At 66.6% G+C, this 15641-nt stretch carries 13 protein-coding genes; 7 read left to right on the top strand and 6 right to left on the bottom strand.

Translation table 11 applies throughout. The features are described 5' to 3' along the window. Positions 1 to 6: 6 nt before the first annotated feature. Positions 7 to 1047 carry a uroporphyrinogen decarboxylase gene (gene hemE, locus ACQY78_RS16465; protein WP_428686405.1) on the bottom strand — a complete coding sequence of 347 codons (1041 nt, stop codon included), beginning with the start codon at positions 1045 to 1047 and terminating at the stop codon, positions 7 to 9. Between the two features lie 331 nt (positions 1048 to 1378). On the opposite strand from hemE, the gene ACQY78_RS16460 reads away from it, so the two are divergent. Genes ACQY78_RS16460 through ACQY78_RS16450 form a run of 3 tightly spaced genes read left to right on the top strand, consistent with a single transcriptional unit; the run spans position 1379 to position 3635 of the window. After that, positions 1379 to 2212 carry a pyruvate, water dikinase regulatory protein gene (locus ACQY78_RS16460; RefSeq protein ID WP_428676801.1) on the top strand — a complete coding sequence of 278 codons (834 nt, stop codon included), beginning with the start codon at positions 1379 to 1381 and terminating at the stop codon, positions 2210 to 2212. A 23-nt stretch (positions 2213 to 2235) separates the two neighbouring features. After that, positions 2236 to 2643, top strand: a complete 408-nt coding sequence (locus ACQY78_RS16455; RefSeq protein ID WP_428676800.1) for a hypothetical protein — start codon at positions 2236 to 2238, stop codon at positions 2641 to 2643. 11 nt (positions 2644 to 2654) lie between these two features. Continuing rightward, complete coding sequence (locus tag ACQY78_RS16450; protein ID WP_428676798.1) at positions 2655 to 3635, top strand: Bug family tripartite tricarboxylate transporter substrate binding protein; 981 nt, start codon at positions 2655 to 2657, stop codon at positions 3633 to 3635. Between the two features lie 58 nt (positions 3636 to 3693). On the opposite strand, the gene ACQY78_RS16445 is transcribed toward ACQY78_RS16450, so the two are convergent. Then, positions 3694 to 6486, bottom strand: a complete 2793-nt coding sequence (locus ACQY78_RS16445; protein ID WP_428676796.1) for a [protein-PII] uridylyltransferase — start codon at positions 6484 to 6486, stop codon at positions 3694 to 3696. Between the two features lie 119 nt (positions 6487 to 6605). Between ACQY78_RS16445 and ACQY78_RS16440 the strand changes: the two genes are divergently transcribed. The 4 genes from ACQY78_RS16440 (at position 6606) to ACQY78_RS16425 (ending at position 11970) form a co-directional block, all read left to right on the top strand. Next, positions 6606 to 6953: a ComEA family DNA-binding protein gene (locus tag ACQY78_RS16440; RefSeq protein WP_428676794.1), complete on the top strand. Its 348-nt coding sequence runs from the start codon at positions 6606 to 6608 to the stop codon at positions 6951 to 6953. Further along, complete coding sequence (gene mnmE, locus ACQY78_RS16435; RefSeq protein WP_428676792.1) at positions 6950 to 8293, top strand: tRNA uridine-5-carboxymethylaminomethyl(34) synthesis GTPase MnmE; 1344 nt, start codon at positions 6950 to 6952, stop codon at positions 8291 to 8293. The genes ACQY78_RS16440 and mnmE overlap by 4 nt, the downstream gene beginning before the upstream one ends. A gap of 73 nt (positions 8294 to 8366) precedes the next feature. Then, on the top strand, positions 8367 to 11024 hold the full coding sequence (ligD, locus tag ACQY78_RS16430) for a DNA ligase D (protein WP_428676791.1): 2658 nt from the start codon (positions 8367 to 8369) through the stop codon (positions 11022 to 11024). A 46-nt stretch (positions 11025 to 11070) separates the two neighbouring features. After that, the gene (locus ACQY78_RS16425) at positions 11071 to 11970 is read left to right on the top strand and encodes a Ku protein (RefSeq protein ID WP_428676790.1); all 900 of its coding nucleotides are present in this window, start codon (positions 11071 to 11073) and stop codon (positions 11968 to 11970) included. 121 nt (positions 11971 to 12091) lie between these two features. Here ACQY78_RS16425 and ACQY78_RS16420 read toward each other — a convergent pair whose 3' ends face one another. From ACQY78_RS16420 to ACQY78_RS16405, 4 genes are all read right to left on the bottom strand, one after another. Then, positions 12092 to 12871 carry an ABC transporter ATP-binding protein gene (locus ACQY78_RS16420; protein ID WP_428676789.1) on the bottom strand — a complete coding sequence of 260 codons (780 nt, stop codon included), beginning with the start codon at positions 12869 to 12871 and terminating at the stop codon, positions 12092 to 12094. Then, entirely contained in the window at positions 12868 to 13824 is a 957-nt protein-coding gene (locus ACQY78_RS16415) for a FecCD family ABC transporter permease (protein ID WP_428676788.1), read from the bottom strand. Before ACQY78_RS16415 ends, ACQY78_RS16420 begins: the two co-directional genes overlap by 4 nt. Then, a complete protein-coding gene (locus tag ACQY78_RS16410; RefSeq protein WP_428676787.1) occupies positions 13821 to 14648 on the bottom strand; it encodes an ABC transporter substrate-binding protein in 828 nt (275 codons plus the stop codon). The genes ACQY78_RS16415 and ACQY78_RS16410 overlap by 4 nt, the downstream gene beginning before the upstream one ends. A gap of 176 nt (positions 14649 to 14824) precedes the next feature. Continuing rightward, entirely contained in the window at positions 14825 to 15613 is a 789-nt protein-coding gene (locus ACQY78_RS16405; RefSeq protein ID WP_428676785.1) for a carbon-nitrogen hydrolase family protein, read from the bottom strand. Between the last annotated feature and the right edge of the window lie 28 nt (positions 15614 to 15641).

The following is a 15641-nucleotide window of genomic DNA, read 5'->3' as shown; positions in this document are numbered from 1 at the left end:
GTGATCTCAGCCCGGCTTCCAGTTGCGCACGATCTCGACCAGACGCGCGACATTGTCGGGCGGCGTCTGCGGCACCACGCCGTGACCGAGATTGAACACGAAAGAACCGTGCCCGAGCTTGTCGAGAATGCGGTTCGCCTCACGCTCCATCGCCTCGCCGCCCGCAACGACCATGATCGGATCGAGATTGCCCTGCACGGGGATGTGCGGCTGAATTTCCTTGGCCGCCCAATGCGCGCCGATACCGGTGTCGAGCGACAGGGCGCTGAACGTTTCGGGCAGGCGATACATCAGCGCCGCCGGTCCGACGGCCCGCGGAAAGGCGATGATCGGCACGTCGGGATGACGCTCGCGCAAAGACTTGGCGATCCGCACCATCGGATCGAGCGACCAATGGAAGAGCTGTTCTTCCGGCAGGACGCCTGCCCAGGAATCGAAGAGCTGGACCGCATCGACGCCGGCCTCGACCTGGTGGCCGAGATGATCGACCACCGCCTCGACGAGGAGATCGATCAGAAGCTTGAAGGATTCGGGATGGGCATAGGCCCACTTCTTCACCTTGGCGAAATCCTTGCTGCCGCTGCCTTCGATCATGTAGCAGGCGAGCGTGAACGGTGCGCCGGCGAACCCCAGCAGCGCCGTGTCGTTCGGCAGCTCTGCCCGCGTCTGGCGGATCGCCTCATAGACCGGCGCGAGATGTTCCTGAAGGCGCGCTCGTGACAGTCGGCCGAATTGCGAAGGATCGGTCAGCGCCTCGAGCTTCGGTCCCTCGCCCTCCGCGAACCAGACCTTCTGGCCGAGCGCATCCGGCACCACGAGGATGTCGGAGAAAATGATCGCCGCGTCGAGGCCGAACCGGCGGATCGGCTGCAAGGTTACCTCGACGGCCTTGTCGGGCGTGTAGCAGAATTCGAGGAACGACCGGGTCGTCGATCGCACGGCGCGATACTCCGGCAGATACCGCCCGGCCTGGCGCATCAGCCAGATAGGTGGCGTCGGATGCCTGGTTCCGGCCAACGTCTCGAGGAACTTTCCCCTCGGGTTCACACTGCTCAAGCTCTGTCCCTCATGCTTCCTTCTACTCTATTCATATTAGGTAGTAGCAGTAGTAGGGCCTGTGGCACGTGGGGATACGCCCTATTGGTGATCGTTCCCCAGGGGCCTGTGGACCGGATCGTACCGATTCCACGCGACTCCAGGGCCTGATTCCCGACTCGCAGGTCATTCATCCCAAGGTGTACGCAGGGGACGACAAGTTGGACGGCTGAGGCGAGTCGGGTCCTGAATCGGCTCGGTTTGGACAGCCGCCCCGTTTGTCCCCGAAATGCCCGCAGCAATCCCGCGTTTCTCCCGGCGTCGCTGTGGGGTAAAATGATCCGTGGCCAACCGCAATTTTCACGTCCATCTCGTGTCCGATTCGACCGGTGAGACCGTCTCGAGTGTCGCGCGCGCCTGTCTCGTCCAGTACGAGGGCATCTTCGTCCAGGAGCATGTCTGGTCACTGGTGCGTTCCCCGGCGCAGATGGAAAAGGTGATGCAGGCGGTCGAGCGCGACCGCGGTCCCGTCCTCTATACGCTGGTCGATCCCGAGTTGCGCGATGTCGTGCGCGATCATTGCCGGCGCCTGCAGCTTCCCTGCGTCGGCGTGCTCGACCAGGCGATGAGTGTGCTGGCCGTCCATTTCCATTCCAAGAGCGAGCAGTGGCCCGGCCGCCAGCATCAGCTCGACGAGGGCTATTTCGACCGGATCGACGCCATGCACTACACGCTGGCGCACGATGACGGGCAGTCGACGCACGACCTCGAGGATGCCGATGTCATCCTGGTCGGACCCTCGCGCACCTCGAAGACACCGACCTGTGTCTATCTCGCCAATCGCGGCGTGCGCGCTGCCAATGTGCCGCTGGTGCCGCAGGTGCCGCCGCCGATCGAACTCGAGCAGGCCAAGCGACCGCTGATCGTTGGCCTGATCACCGATCCCGAGCGGCTGGTGCAGATCCGCGTCAACCGGCTGCGCCTCATGCAGCAAGACACCGAGTCGGACTATACCGACATGGACACGGTGCAGGGCGAGATCCAGGAAGCGCGCCGCCTCTATGCCCGCCGCAAATGGGCGACCATCGACGTGACGCGCCGCTCGATCGAGGAGACGGCCGCGGCGATCCTTCAGATGCTGGCGACCCGCCGCGAGCAGAGGCTCCAGACGCAGTAGGAAAACCGAGGCAGGAGGCGACCATGAAGGCAGCCTGGGCAGCGTTGGTTGGGGTTCTCTCGTCAACGGTGGCCCTTGCCGCCAACGGTATCGCCGTGACGCGCGGCAGCGATTCCAATGTCTACGGCAACTGCGTGCCGAGCCTCGTCGTCGAGAACAAGACGGGCGAAACGATCGACTATCTCCAGGTCGATATCGTGCTGGCCTTGCGCGACGGCCGCCAGCGGGTCGTCGAACTGAAGTCGGCCTATCGCGAGGGGGCTCCTGCTCCCATCGCTCCCGGCGCCACGACAATACTACGCCAGCATCTGGATACGTCCCGGGCTCTGGGCGTGCCCTGCGGGGAAGTCAGCGAAAGACGGGTCTTGCGCACGATTTGCGAGATAGAGCATGGCACAGTGTGTGCATCTTCCGTCTCCGTGCAACCCTGAGGCAGTCTTCCATGAAACTCCGTCGTAGGACCGTGCTGGGCGCCGCGGGCGCTTCGCTTCTCGCTGTCCCGTTCACTGGCTCCGCCCTCGCCCAGGATTATCCGAACAAGCCTTTGAAGATGGTCGTGCCCTACCCGCCGGGCGGCGGCACGGACGGTCTCGGCCGTATCACGGCGCAGTTCCTGTCGGAGAAGCTCGGCCAGCAGATCGTCATCCAGAACATCGGGGGCGCTTCCAGCACCATCGGTTCCGACACCGTCCGTCGCGCCGAGCCGGACGGCTACACGATCCTGTTCAATGCCAGCCTGTTCGTGCTGGGCAAGACGGTGGTGCCCTCCTGCCCCTATGACCCGCAGACCGATTTCCGTCCGATCGCCCAGGCTGGCGAGGCGCCCCTGGTGCTGCTCGCCAACAACAATGTGCCGGGTGCCGACTATGGGGCCGTCATGGCGGCGGTCGCGAAGGATCCCAAGAAGTTCTTCGTGGCGATTTCCTCCGGAGGATCTGCCGGCCACATCGCCACCCTGGCGTGGCTGAAGCGCATCGGCATTCCGCTCGACCAGATCCTCTACAAGGGCACCGCGCCGGCCAATACCGACCTGATGTCAGGCAGCGTCCAGTTTTTCATGGACCCGTGGACGGCTTTGCTGCCGCTTGCCACGTCGGGCCGTGCCAAGGGCATGTTCGTGACCTCCCGGGAGCGTACGCCGCTCGCACCGAATATCCCGACGTCCGCCGAAGTGGGCCTCAAGGATTTCAATCTGAGTTCCTGGTACGGCATCTGGGCGCCCAAGGACACGCCGGACGCTGTCGTGAACAAGCTCGCCGCCGGCATGGCCGCTGTTTCCCAGGACAAGGGCTTCATCGAAAAGACGACGTCACTCGGCATCGTTCCGACCGCCCGCGGTCCCAAGGAGTTCGCCGCCTTCATCAAGACCGAGATCGAGACGAACACGGCTCTTCTCAAGGAAGCCAACTTCAAGCCGGAGTGACGGCCCTCGGCCGTCATCCCGAGCATTTGCCAGGGATCTGTCAAAAGAAGGCGGTGAACTATTCCGCCGCCTTCGCGACCGGATCGAAGCGCGAGTCGAAGTCGCGGATGGCGCGTTCGACGGCCGTGGAGATCTGCTTCAGCTTGTCCTGGTTCACGACCTTCAGGCCGAACAGGTCCTTGACGTAGAAGACGTCGACCGCACGCTCGCCGTAGGTGGTGACATGAGCGGTGGCGATCTGCAGGTTGAGGCGCGTGAGCGCCCGCGTGACGACGTGCAGGAAGCCCGGCCTGTCTCGCCCGTTGACTTCGATCACGGTGAACGTGTCGGACGCATTGTTGTCGATCAGAACGCGCGGCTCGACGGTGAAGACGCGATCGCGCTTGGGCCACGAACCGCGCTGACTGTCCAGTTCGCGCTGAATGTCGAGACGGTTGGACAGGGCCAGCTCGACCCTGGCGGCGAGCCGCGCCAGTCGCTGCGGCCCGTCGAATGGCTTGCCCTCGAGGTCCTGGATCCAGAACGTGTCGAGCGCCATGCCGTTGGCCAGGGTGAAGATCTTGGCGTCGACGATGTTGGCACCGCTGATCGCCATGGCGCCGGCGAGGCGGGCGAACAGGCCGTGCGTGTCGAGCGTATAGATCGTGACTTCGGTCACGGAGCGCGCTTCGTCGACCCGATGCTCGATGGCAAGCGGCTGCTTGGCTCTTTCGGCGCCGCGCACCAGTTCGGCCTGGCGCGCCAGGGTCGACGGCGGGAAGGACAACCAGTAGGAGGCATAGCCTCGTGCGAAGTGCGCTTCCTTGTCGGCGTCGCTCCAGCCCGGCAGATGCTTGGCGATCTCGGTCTGGATATGCTTGATGCGCTCGGCGCGGCCACCGCTCAGCGTGCCGCCCGACAGGACCTGCTCGGTGGCATTGTAGAGCTGGCGAAGCAGCGCGGCCTTCCAGTTGTTCCACACGTTCGGGCCCACCGCGCGGATGTCGCACACGGTCAGGACCAGCAGCAGGCGCAGGCGTTCGGGCGACTGGACCAGGGCCGCGAAGGTTTCGATCGTCTTGGGATCCATCAGGTCGCGCTGGAACGAGGTCGCAGACATGGCGAGGTGATAGCGCACGAGCCAGGCCACCGTTTCGGTCTCGGCGGCGCTGAGCCCAAGGCGAGGTCCGAGCTGCATCGCCACGTCGGCCCCCAGCAGCGAATGATCGCCGCCGCGACCCTTGGCGATGTCGTGCAACAGCACCGCGAGATAGAGCACCGGTCGCGACAGGATCTTGTGCACCACGTCGGCCGACAGCGGATGATCTTCCTTCAGCACCCCCGACTCGATCTTCGAGAGGATCCCGATGGCGCGGATCGTGTGCTCGTCGACCGTGTACGTGTGATACATGTCGTGCTGCGTCTGCGCGACCACCCTGCCGAAGTCGGGCACGAAGCGGCCGAACACACCGGCCTCGTTGAGACGCCGCAGCGTCGTCTCCGGATCGTGCCGCGACGTCAGCATTTCCATGAACAGCCGGTTGGCGTCCGGATCGTTGCGAAGCCTGTCGACCAGCCGGATGTTCTGCGTGATCAACCGCAAGGTCGCGGGATGGATGTCGAGGTCGTTCTCCTGCGCGACGTGGAAGAGACGCAGGATCGCCACCGGATCCTTGGTGAACGAATCGGGCGAGGCCACGGCCAGGCGTTCGCCGTCGAGGCGGAAACCTTCGAGTTCGCGCGGTCGCAGACTTTGCCACAGCGCGGCGAGCTTGGGCTTGCGGCGACGGCTGTCCTCGAGGGCGGCGACGAAAATGCGCGTAAGATCACCCACGGTCTTGGCGTGGAGATAGTAGTGCTTGGTGAAGCGCTCGACACCGCGGCTGCCCGGGCGATCCCGATACCCGAGGCGGGTGGCGATCTCACGCTGGAGATCGAACGAGAGGCGATCGTCGGCGCGGCCCGTCAGGTAGTGGATGTGGCAGCGCACCGTCGAGAAGAAACGCTCGGCCCTTTCGAAGTGCTGCGCCTCTTCCTTGGTAAGCACGCCCTTGGCGACCAGCTCGCCCGGTTCGCTCACCCGGTAGAGATACTTGGCGATCCAGAAGAGCAGGTGCAGATCGCGCAGGCCGCCTTTGCCTTCCTTGACGTTGGGCTCGACGACGTAGCGTGAATCGCCCATCCGTTGATGGCGCTGGTCGCGCTCCGCCAGCTTGGCATCGACGAAGTCGCGACCGTCGCCGGTATAGAATTTCTGGGCGAAGCCGCGCTGCAGTTCGTCGAACAGCGCACGGTCGCCCCACAGATAACGCGCTTCCAGCAGCGCGGTGCGGATCGTCTGGTCGCGCTCGGCATAGCGCAGGCTCTCGTCGACCGTTCGGGTGGCGTGGCCGACCTTCAGGCCGAGGTCCCACAGGAGATAGAGCATGAACTCGACGATCTGCTCGCCGCGCGGCGTCTGCTTGTAGGGGCGCAGGAACAGGAGATCGATGTCGGAGAGAGGCGCCAGCTCCCCACGGCCATAGCCGCCGGTGGCCACCACGCCCAGCCGCTCCGCGGCGCTGGGGTTGGCCGCCGGATAGGCATGCTGGTCGGCGAAGTCGAACAGGACCCGGATGATCTGGTCCATCAGGTAGGAGGTCGCGACCAGGACGGCCGGCCCGTCATTCCTGAGCGGGCCCGGCTCCTCGAAGCGGCGGCGGATCTCGGCCCGGCCCTTGGTCAGTGCATCGCGCAGCAGGGCGAGCACCGGCGGGCGCGGCGGCTCGCCACCGTCCGGCAGGTCCTCGACTAGGCGGGCGAGGGATTCCTCGAGCGTGCGGCGGCGCACGATGGCGCGGCGGTCCGGGATCTCGTCGTAGGGTTGGGCCATGGCGGGCGGATACTACAGGGTGCGGGTGGCCTAAAGTAGGCCCCATGAGAGGCGCTTCCCTCCTGGCGGTGTTTTCCGGCTGTCCCGTCCCGGGACGATTTCATGCGATAGTGAGCGCCATGTCGTTCAAAGCCCTGTTCGCAGCCCTCGCGATCCTGCTCGGGACTGGCCCCGTTCTGGCACAGGGGGCGCGCCCTGCCCCTCCGCCCGCGCCCTCGGCGCCCGCTTCCGGCCTGATCGACCTCAACAGCGCCAGCCGAGACGATCTCATGTCGCTCGACGGGATCGGCGAGGTTCGCGCCGACGCCATCATCCGGGCGCGGCCCTTCAAGGCCAAGACCGAGCTGGTCGAACGGCGCCTGATCCCCGAAGCGCTCTACGAGAAGATTTCCGACAAGGTCATGGCGCGCCCGGTGCCCGCTGCCCCGCCGCCGCGCCCGGCCCCGCCGGCTCCCAAGCGGACGTGACCGACGCCACGATCTACGCGCTGGGCACGCCGACGCCTACGCGTGCCCACCCCGGCGCGCTCGCGGTCGTCCGGCTGAGCGGCCCGCGTGCGGGCGAAGCAGTGGAGCAACTCACCTGCCGGCCCTTGCCGGTACCGCGCCGCATGGTCCTGCGCAGCCTGCACGATCCCTCCACGGGCGAGGTCTTCGACAAGGGCCTGGTCGTGTGGTTTGCGGCGCCGAACACCGAGACCGGCGAAACGATGGCCGAACTGCACCTTCATGGCGGCCGCGCCGTCGTGGGCGCGGCGCTGGATGCCCTCGCCCGTCTGGGCTTCTGCCGGCTGGCCGAGCCCGGCGAGTTCACGCGACGCGCCTTCGAGCATGGGAAGCTCGACCTCACCGAAGCCGAGGGCATCGCCGATCTCGTGGCGGCCGAGACGGCGGCGCAGCGGCGGCAGGCGCTGCAGCAGATGGACGGCGCGCTGCACCGGCTCTACGAGGACTGGCGGGCCCAGGGGTTGCGGGCCTTGGCCCATCTCGAGGCGGCGATCGACTTTCCCGACGAGGACTTGCCCGAGGGGCTGGCCGACGAGGTGCGTGTCGCCGTAACCGGCCTGCAAAAGGAGATCGCGGCCCATCTGGAGGATCGCCGCGGCGAGCGGCTGCGGGACGGGCTGTCCATCGCGATCATCGGGCCACCCAATGCCGGCAAGTCCTCGCTGCTCAACCTCCTCGCCCGGCGCGAGGCGGCGATCGTCTCGGAGACCGCCGGCACGACGCGCGATGTGATCGAGGTCCATCTCGATCTCGGGGGCTGGCCGGTCGTGCTGGCAGATACCGCGGGGCTGCGGGAGTCGGGCGATGCGATCGAGCAGGAAGGCGTGCGGCGCGCGCGGGCGCGGGCGGCAGCCGCCGACCTGCGCGTGCTGGTGCTCGACGCTTCCGGCGACTGGCGCTCGGAAATGCAGGCAATCGTGGGGGCGACCGAACGCTGGGATTCGGCGCGCGACATCGTGGTGGTGAACAAGACGGATCTCGTGTCGATCGACGATCCCGAAGTCGTTGCCCTGTCGACCAGGGACAGCACCGGCCTGCCTCGGATGCTGGCGCGCCTGGAGGTTTCCGCCGAAGCCCTGATGCAGGAAGGCGCCGGTGCACCACCGCTCACCCGCGTGCGCCATCGCGAGGCCTTGCTGGACTGTCAGGCGTCACTCGAGCGGGCGTTGCAGGCACCGGAGGTCGCGCTGGCGGCGGAAGATCTACGATTGGCCCTGCGTGCTCTCGGCCGCATCACCGGCACCGTGCGCCTCGACGAACTGCTCGACGTGATCTTCCGGGACTTCTGCATCGGAAAGTGAGGACTCGGCCGGATTGCAACGACTGAGGGCGTGCGACGTTCAGGTCCCGCATAGCTCGCGAGATTGGTGGTTCATGCGCAAGGATAGTCTCGCTCCCTATCGCGCCAAGCGCGACTTCAGCTTGACGGAGGAGCCGTCGGGCAAGTCCTCCGTTCCAAAATCCAGGCAGCTTCGTTTCGTCATCCAGCGTCACGACGCGACGCGACTCCACTACGATCTCCGCCTCGAGCTCGATGGCACGTTCAAGTCGTGGGCGGTGACCAAAGGCCCGTCGCTCGATCCGACGGTCAAGCGCCTGGCCGTCGAGGTCGAGGACCATCCGCTCGACTATGGCGACTTCGAAGGCACGATTCCTGAGGGGCAATATGGTGGTGGCACGGTCCAGCTCTGGGATCGCGGCTACTGGATTCCCGAGGGCGATCCGCATGACGGGCTGAAGCGCGGCGATCTCAAGTTCAGCCTGGTGGGCGAGCGGCTCGAGGGGAGCTGGGTACTGGTGCGCATGAAGTGGGACCGCAAGGGCGGCAAGCGCACCAACTGGCTGCTGATCAAGCATCGCGATGCCGCGGCGCACGAGGGCGACGACGACAAGATCCTGAAAGATCCCAAATCGATCGCCTCCGGACGCACCCTGAAGGAAATCGGGCTGGGCACCGGCAAAGCGCCCAAGCCCTTCATGACCGGCAAGAAGCGCAGTGCCGGCGCCGTCTGGCAAAGCGACAAGAAGGACGGCGGCGAGGCCGCTGTGCCCGCGAAGAGAAAAGCGAAAGTGAAAGGCAAGTCCCAGACGACGGTCAGGACGGTCACCTCGATGCCGACGTTTGTCGAACCGCAATTGGCCAAGCTGGTCGAGCGAGCGCCGGCCGCGGCAGGCTGGGCGCATGAGGTGAAGTTCGACGGCTATCGCCTGCAGCTTCGCGTCGAGGATGGCGAGGCTCAGCTTCGCACCCGCAAGGGCCTCGACTGGACCAGGAAGTTCTCGGCCATCGCCAAGCAGGGCGAGTCGCTGCCGAACTGCATCCTCGACGGTGAGGCGGTGGCGCTCGACAAGCATGGCGCACCGGACTTCGCGGCGCTTCAGGCGGCGCTTTCGGAAGACAAGTCGGAAGACCTCATCTTCTTCGCGTTCGACCTGCTGTTCCTGGAGGGCAAAGATCTGCGTCCCCTGCCGCTGTCGGAACGCAAGGCGCGCCTCAAGACACTGCTCGAAGGGCTCAAGGGCAAGCATGCGGGCTTGCGCTTCGTCGATCATTTCGAGACGGCGGGCGATGCCGTGCTGCAATCGGCCTGCCGCATGCACCTCGAAGGGATCGTGTCGAAAGAGCTCGATGCGCCCTATCGATCGGGTCGCGGCGGCAGCTGGACCAAGGCCAAATGCCGGGCGGGCCACGAGGTGATCATCGGCGGCTGGACCAGCGAAGGCAGGCGTCTGCGGTCGCTGCTCGCGGGCGTCCATCGCGGCGAGGGCAAGAGCAGGAAGCTCGTCTATGTCGGCCGCGTCGGCACCGGCTTCGGCGAGAGCGTGATGCGCTCCCTCGTCCCGAAGCTGCGCGAGGTCGAGAGCAAGACCAGCCCCTTCGCCGCGGGCGCGAGCCCGCCCAAGGAAGCCAACATGCATTGGGCGCGGCCCGACCTGGTGGCCGAGATCGAGTTCGCCGGGTGGACCGGCGCGGGCAATGTGCGTCAGGCTGCGTTCAAGGGACTGCGCGGCGACAAGCCGGCCGAGGAAGTCGAGGCGGAAGTGGCCGCGAAGCCGGAGAAAGTCGAGATGGCAAAGCCCACGCCTCGCAAGACCGGCAAGCACCCAGGCAAGACGGAGACGACGGCGTCGGGGAAAGCCATCGTGATGGGCGTGTCGATCTCGCATCCCGACAAGCCGCTGTGGCCTGACGAGAAGCCGCCTGTGACCAAGATCGAACTCGCGCGTTACTACGAGGCGGTAGGCGACTGGATGATCGATCATATCGCCGGACGGCCCTGCTCCATCGTGCGCACGCCCGACGGGATCAACGGCAAGCAGAACTTCTTCCAGCGTCACGCCATGCCCGGATCCTCGCACCTCTTGTCGGAGGTGGAGGTGAGCGGCGACAAGAAGCCCTATCTCCAGATCGACCGCGTCGAGGGCCTGATCGCCGTGGCGCAGATGGGGGCGACGGAGCTGCATCCGTGGAACTGCCAGCCCGGCAATCCCGAACTGCCGGGCCGTCTGGTCTTCGATCTCGATCCGGCGCCCGATGTCGGCTTCGATGCGGTGATAGCGGGCGCCCGCGAGATCGCCGCGCGGTTGAGGAAACTGGACCTCGTGCCCTTCTGCAAGACGACGGGCGGCAAGGGCCTGCATGTCGTGGTGCCGCTGACCGACGACAAGAAGAGTCCCGATTGGGATACCGCCAAGACCTTCGCGCGCGAGATTTGCCGTCGCGTCGCGGAGGACGAGCCCGATCTCTATTTGATCAACATGGCGAAGAAGGAACGGACCGGCCGCATCTTCCTCGACTATCTGCGCAACGACCGCACGTCGACGGCGGTCGCGCCTTTGTCCTCGCGCGCCCGTCCCGGCGCCACCGTGTCGATGCCGATCGAATGGACGCAGGTGAAGAAGGGCCTCGATCCCATGAAGTACACGGTGCGTACGGCGCCGGCCCTGCTGAAGCGCAACAATCCGTGGAAGGATTACGCGAAGTCCGCGCGCCCGCTGCGCGCCGCCATCGAGAAGCTCGTGAAGTCTTAACGTACCGTTCGTCTCACCCACCAACGGTCAGCCCGGAGCAATAACCATGGCCAAGCAAAAAGCAATGCGACCGACCTGGGAAGGCCATCTGCGACTCTCGCTGGTGACCTGTCCGGTCTCGCTCTACACCGCGACCGAGCGCACCGCGGACATCCACTTCAATATGATCAACCCCAAGACCAACAACCGTATTCGCATGCAGTCGGTCGATGCCGGCACGGGCAAGCCGGTGGACCGCGCCGATCTGGTGCGGGGCTTCGCCATCTCGAAGAACAAGTACGTATTGCTCGAGAAGGAAGAACTCGACGCGGTGCGGATCGAATCGACGCGCATCCTCGACATCGAGGAGTTCGTCGATGCGTCCGAGATCGATCGCATCTACTGGGACGAACCCTACTATCTCGCGCCGTCGGGCAAGACCGGCATCGGGGCCTATTCTGTGATCCGCGCGGCGATGGAAAAGCAGAAGAAGGTCGCGCTGGGTCGAGTCGTCATGCACCAGCGCGAGCGCATCTGTGCGCTGGAGCCGCGCGACAACGGCATCCTGCTCACGACCTTGCGCACGCACGAAGAGATTCGGGCCACCTCGGAAGTATTCGACCGCAACCTGCCCAAGCCTGACTCCCGCATGCTGCAGATCGCGGAAAAGATCATCGAGCAGCAGGATGCCAAGTTCGATCCCAGCCGCTTCACCGATCGCTACGAGGATGCCCTGCGCGAACTGATCGCCCGGAAGAAGAAGGGACAGCCCGTCGTCTCGGAGGCGCCGGAGCAGGATGAGGAGAAGGTCGTCGATCTCATGGAAGCGCTGAAGAGGAGCCTGAAGGGCGGGAGCGGTCCTTCGCGCGAGAAGGCCGACCGCTTTCTCGAGGCGCATGGCCGAACCGCGAAGCCCAAGGCGAAGAAGGCCCGCCGCAAGACGACGTCGCGCAAGCGGGCGGCTTGAATGAGTAGAACAGCTCCCCTCTTGTCATCTTGAGCGAAGCGAGGGATCTCACGCTCGCCAGGGAGCCTGCTGGTCGTTCGGCAAGGCCCTTCGCTTCGCTCAGGACGACTCTCTGATTATCTCACCGCTCCCACGCCACCGGTTGGGGAACGCCGTCGACCGTGAGGTGGCGGAAGGTGACGCCATAGGCGGCGTCAATCACGCCGGCCGCGAGCGCGACGTCGGCCGTGCCGTCGGCCGCAACCTTGTGGTTGGCCAGTACGACGATCCTGTCGGCGAAGCGGGCGGCGAGGCCCAGGTCGTGCAACACGACGATCACGCAGGCGCCGCGGGCGGCTTCGGCGCGCAGGATCGTCATCGTCTCCAGCGCATAGGCCGGATCGAGGCTGGCGACCGGTTCGTCGGCGAGGAAGATCGCGGCCTCGGTGGCGAGCGCCCGCGCCATCATCACGCGCGCGCGCTCGCCTTGCGACAGCGCATCGATGGGTCGGTCCGCGAAGCGCACCCCGTCCACGCGCTCGAGTGCGCGCTGAACCGCCTCTGCATCTGCGGTCTTGATCGGGCGGCTGAGATCGACACCGTGCGGCAGGCGGCCGAGCGCCACCAGGTCGCGCGCGCGCAACGGCCAGTAGGCGGACGCCGCTTGCGGCAGATAGGCGATGCTCCACGCGCGGATGGCGGGACCGAGCGAGGCCAGCGGCTGGCCGCGCAGCTCGACCTCGCCGGCCGACGGCGTGTCGAGGCCGGCGAGATGGCGCAGCAGAGTCGTCTTGCCCGCCCCGTTGGGGCCGACGATGGCGGTGACCTGGTTGGCTTCGAAAGCGAGATCGATGCCGTCGAGCACGACGGCATGGTCGCGCCGGCTCACGAGCCCACGAACGGCGATGGCGGTCGTGCTCATGTGGCGAGCCACGCGGCATGGGCCTTGCGCACCGCGCGCACCAGGAATGGCGCCCCCACCAGCGAGGTGAAGACACCGAGCTGCAGTTCGGACGCCGTCGGCAGCAGACGAACGACGATGTCGGCGCCCAGCACAAGGGCGGCGCCGACCAGCATCGACGGGATCAGCGTCGCTCCGGGCCGGAAGCCCACGCGCGCGCGCACGAGATGAGGGGCGATGAGGCCCACGAAGCCGACGATGCCCGCGACCGAGGTCGCCGCTCCGACCATCAATCCGACGCCGAGGGTGAGACGCAGGCCGAGCGATCTGGTGTCGGCGCCCAGGCTGCGGGCCGTGTCCTCGCCCAGCGACAGGGCATCGAGCCAGCGGCCGGCGCCCAGGACGATCGCCGCGCCCAGGATCATGAAGGGTGCCGCGATGGCGAGATAGCGCAGGTCGCGATCGACGATCGAGCCCGCCAACCAGAGCGAGATTTCCTGATAGGCGAAGGGATTGGGCGACAGCGCCAGCACCAGCGAGATCAGCGCGGCGGCGATGGCGTTGATCGCCACGCCCATCAGCAGCAGCGAGACGGTGCCCGTGCCGGAACGCACCGCGCCCATCAGGAGGGCGACGGCAATCGCGGCGCCGGCGATGCCGGCCAGCGGCAGCGCCAGCGCGAAGGCGGCGGCGAGACCGCTGTAGAAGGCGCAGACGGCGGCGAAGCCCGCGCAGGCCGACACGCCGATGACTCCGGGCTCGGCCAACGGATTGCGCAGCCAGCCCTGCAGCACCGCGCCGCTCAGGCCCAGCACGCCGCCGATCAGCAGACCGAGGGTGGCGCGCGGCAGTCGCAGTTCCCAGACGATGGCCCAGCCGACCTCGTTGCCCAGCCGCCACGGCCACCAGGCGGGACCGACCGCCAGCGACAGGAGATAGAGTGCCGCCAGCAGCAGGAGGAGCCAGCGATTCATCGCCGAGCCTCCGCCAGGAGCCGCATTACCTCGAAATTGTCCGGCCCGGCGCAGATTGAATATCGGGTCGGCACCGACGCGAGCTTTGCTGTGCCCGCCAGGGCCAGCAACGCGTGATGGCCGACGAACTCGGTGGCGCGCGCAGGATTCTTGTTGGCGGTGCCGTCGAGCACCAACAGGTCGGGCTGGCCCGCAAGAACGGTTTCGAGCGACACGCGGCCGAAGGAGCCGATGCCGAGCTCGGCGGCGAGATTGCGGTAGCCCGAGAGCCGCAGCAGCTCGTCCATCAGGCTGCCCTTTCCCGACGTGCCGCGATTGGCCTCCAGATAGACCGCTGTACCGAGCGGCGCGCCCGTCCAGGTGAGCTGGCGCTTTTGTTCGCGCATGTCTGAAATCAGGTGTCGTCCGGTGTCCTCGCGGCCAAGCGCCGTCGCCATCTGTTCGATGACGGCCTCGGCCTCCTCGATCGACGTTGCCCACGGCAGTTCGAGCAGGCGCACGCCGGCGCCGCGCAGCAGGCGCTTGAGCGGGGCGTGGCTGTACGCGGCGAGGATCACCAGGTCGGGCCGCAGGACCAGGATCGATTCGACGGAGTCGCGCACCGATGCGAGGGCGGCGGCGCGATCGGCCAGGACGGAAAGGTGAGGGTCCTGCGACAGGTAGCTCACACCCACGAGTTGGCCGGGAGCGGCCAGCCGCAGGGCCATCTGGTCCAAGCAGAGATTGAGCGTCACCACCCGCTGTGGTGCTTGAGCGGCGGCCGGGAGGGCCATGAGTAGGAGCGCGAGGCTCGCGAAGCGCGAGAGGGCGCGGAGGATTGCCATCCTCAGCACAGGACAAGGACCTCATCCTGAGGAGCCGTGCCGTGCACGGTGTCTCGAAGGATGGGCAGCGGACGGAGTGCTCGTGCCCATCCTTCGAGACGCGCTCCTGCGGAGCGCTCCTCAGGATGAGGCCGTTGTTGGGATGTCTTCAGTCCAATCTGCATGAACTCACCGCCCTAGGCTGCTGCGGCCACGCGCCAGTTGGTCAGGCGGTGCGTGTTGGCGATCCAGTCGACCAGCGCGATCTTCGGGCCGGGCGAAGCGTGCGAGAAGACGATCGCGCCGTCGACGGCGGCGACCGACTGGGCCGCTTCGAAGTCGAGCACGTCCCTGCCCGTCCGGTTGCAGACGAGGACGGGCCGGCCGGTCGTGGCAGAAGCGCGTTCCCATTCGCCGTCCGGCCCGTGATGGCCCGGCGCCCAGGCGGCGGCGGACAGGAGCAGGTCGATGCCCCTGGCGGCGGTCTCATCGACGAGACGGGGTGAATACATGTCGGCGCAGACGAAGAAGCCGACCCGGCCGATGCCCTCTATGGCGAACACCGAGGTCCGGTCGCCCGGCGTCGACCAGGATTCGGATCCCACCCGCAAGGCGTTCACCTTGCGGTGCCGGCCCACCACCGAGCCGTCCGGCGCGAACAGGACCATGCTGTTGTAGAGCGCTCCGTCTTCCGGCGCGGCTTCCGGGGTGCCGAGCACCAGCGACGCCCCGGTTTCGCGCGCGAGCGCGCCGGCCCAGGCGAACAGTGCGGATTGCCCCCCTGCGATCCAGCCGGTGCCGATCAGATCGCGGAAGCCGTAGCCGCTTACGCCGAGTTCCGGCGTCACGATGAGTCGCGCGCCGTTGGCCGCGGCCCGACGCACGGCCTGATCGAGGGCGTTCCTGTTCGCCTCGATTTCCCCGGGACGGGGGGCGAGATGGAGCAAGGCAATGGTGGTCGTCGAGACGGCAGTCGCGTGGGTCACGGTAGCGAAAGCTACGCCACCGGCGAAG

The sequence above is a fragment of the Reyranella sp. genome, assembly GCF_965279625.1.
Lineage (GTDB): Bacteria > Pseudomonadota > Alphaproteobacteria > Reyranellales > Reyranellaceae > Reyranella.
The sequence above is the reverse complement of the archived record's forward strand: the minus strand, read 5'-3'. Positions and strand labels throughout refer to the sequence as shown.

What these genes read in the sequence shown, in the direction of transcription:
- ACQY78_RS16455 (WP_428676800.1), top strand. Translation starts at nt 2,236, where the DNA reads ATGAAGGCAGCCTGGGCAGCGTTGGTTGGGGTTCTCTCGTCAACGGTG.
- ACQY78_RS16450 (WP_428676798.1), top strand. Translation starts at nt 2,655, where the DNA reads ATGAAACTCCGTCGTAGGACCGTGCTGGGCGCCGCGGGCGCTTCGCTT.
- ACQY78_RS16445 (WP_428676796.1), bottom strand. Translation starts at nt 6,486, where the DNA reads ATGGCCCAACCCTACGACGAGATCCCGGACCGCCGCGCCATCGTGCGC.
- ACQY78_RS16440 (WP_428676794.1), top strand. Translation starts at nt 6,606, where the DNA reads ATGTCGTTCAAAGCCCTGTTCGCAGCCCTCGCGATCCTGCTCGGGACT.
- ligD (WP_428676791.1), top strand. Translation starts at nt 8,367, where the DNA reads ATGCGCAAGGATAGTCTCGCTCCCTATCGCGCCAAGCGCGACTTCAGC.
- ACQY78_RS16425 (WP_428676790.1), top strand. Translation starts at nt 11,071, where the DNA reads ATGGCCAAGCAAAAAGCAATGCGACCGACCTGGGAAGGCCATCTGCGA.
- ACQY78_RS16420 (WP_428676789.1), bottom strand. Translation starts at nt 12,871, where the DNA reads ATGAGCACGACCGCCATCGCCGTTCGTGGGCTCGTGAGCCGGCGCGAC.
- ACQY78_RS16415 (WP_428676788.1), bottom strand. Translation starts at nt 13,824, where the DNA reads ATGAATCGCTGGCTCCTCCTGCTGCTGGCGGCACTCTATCTCCTGTCG.
- ACQY78_RS16410 (WP_428676787.1), bottom strand. Translation starts at nt 14,648, where the DNA reads ATGGCAATCCTCCGCGCCCTCTCGCGCTTCGCGAGCCTCGCGCTCCTA.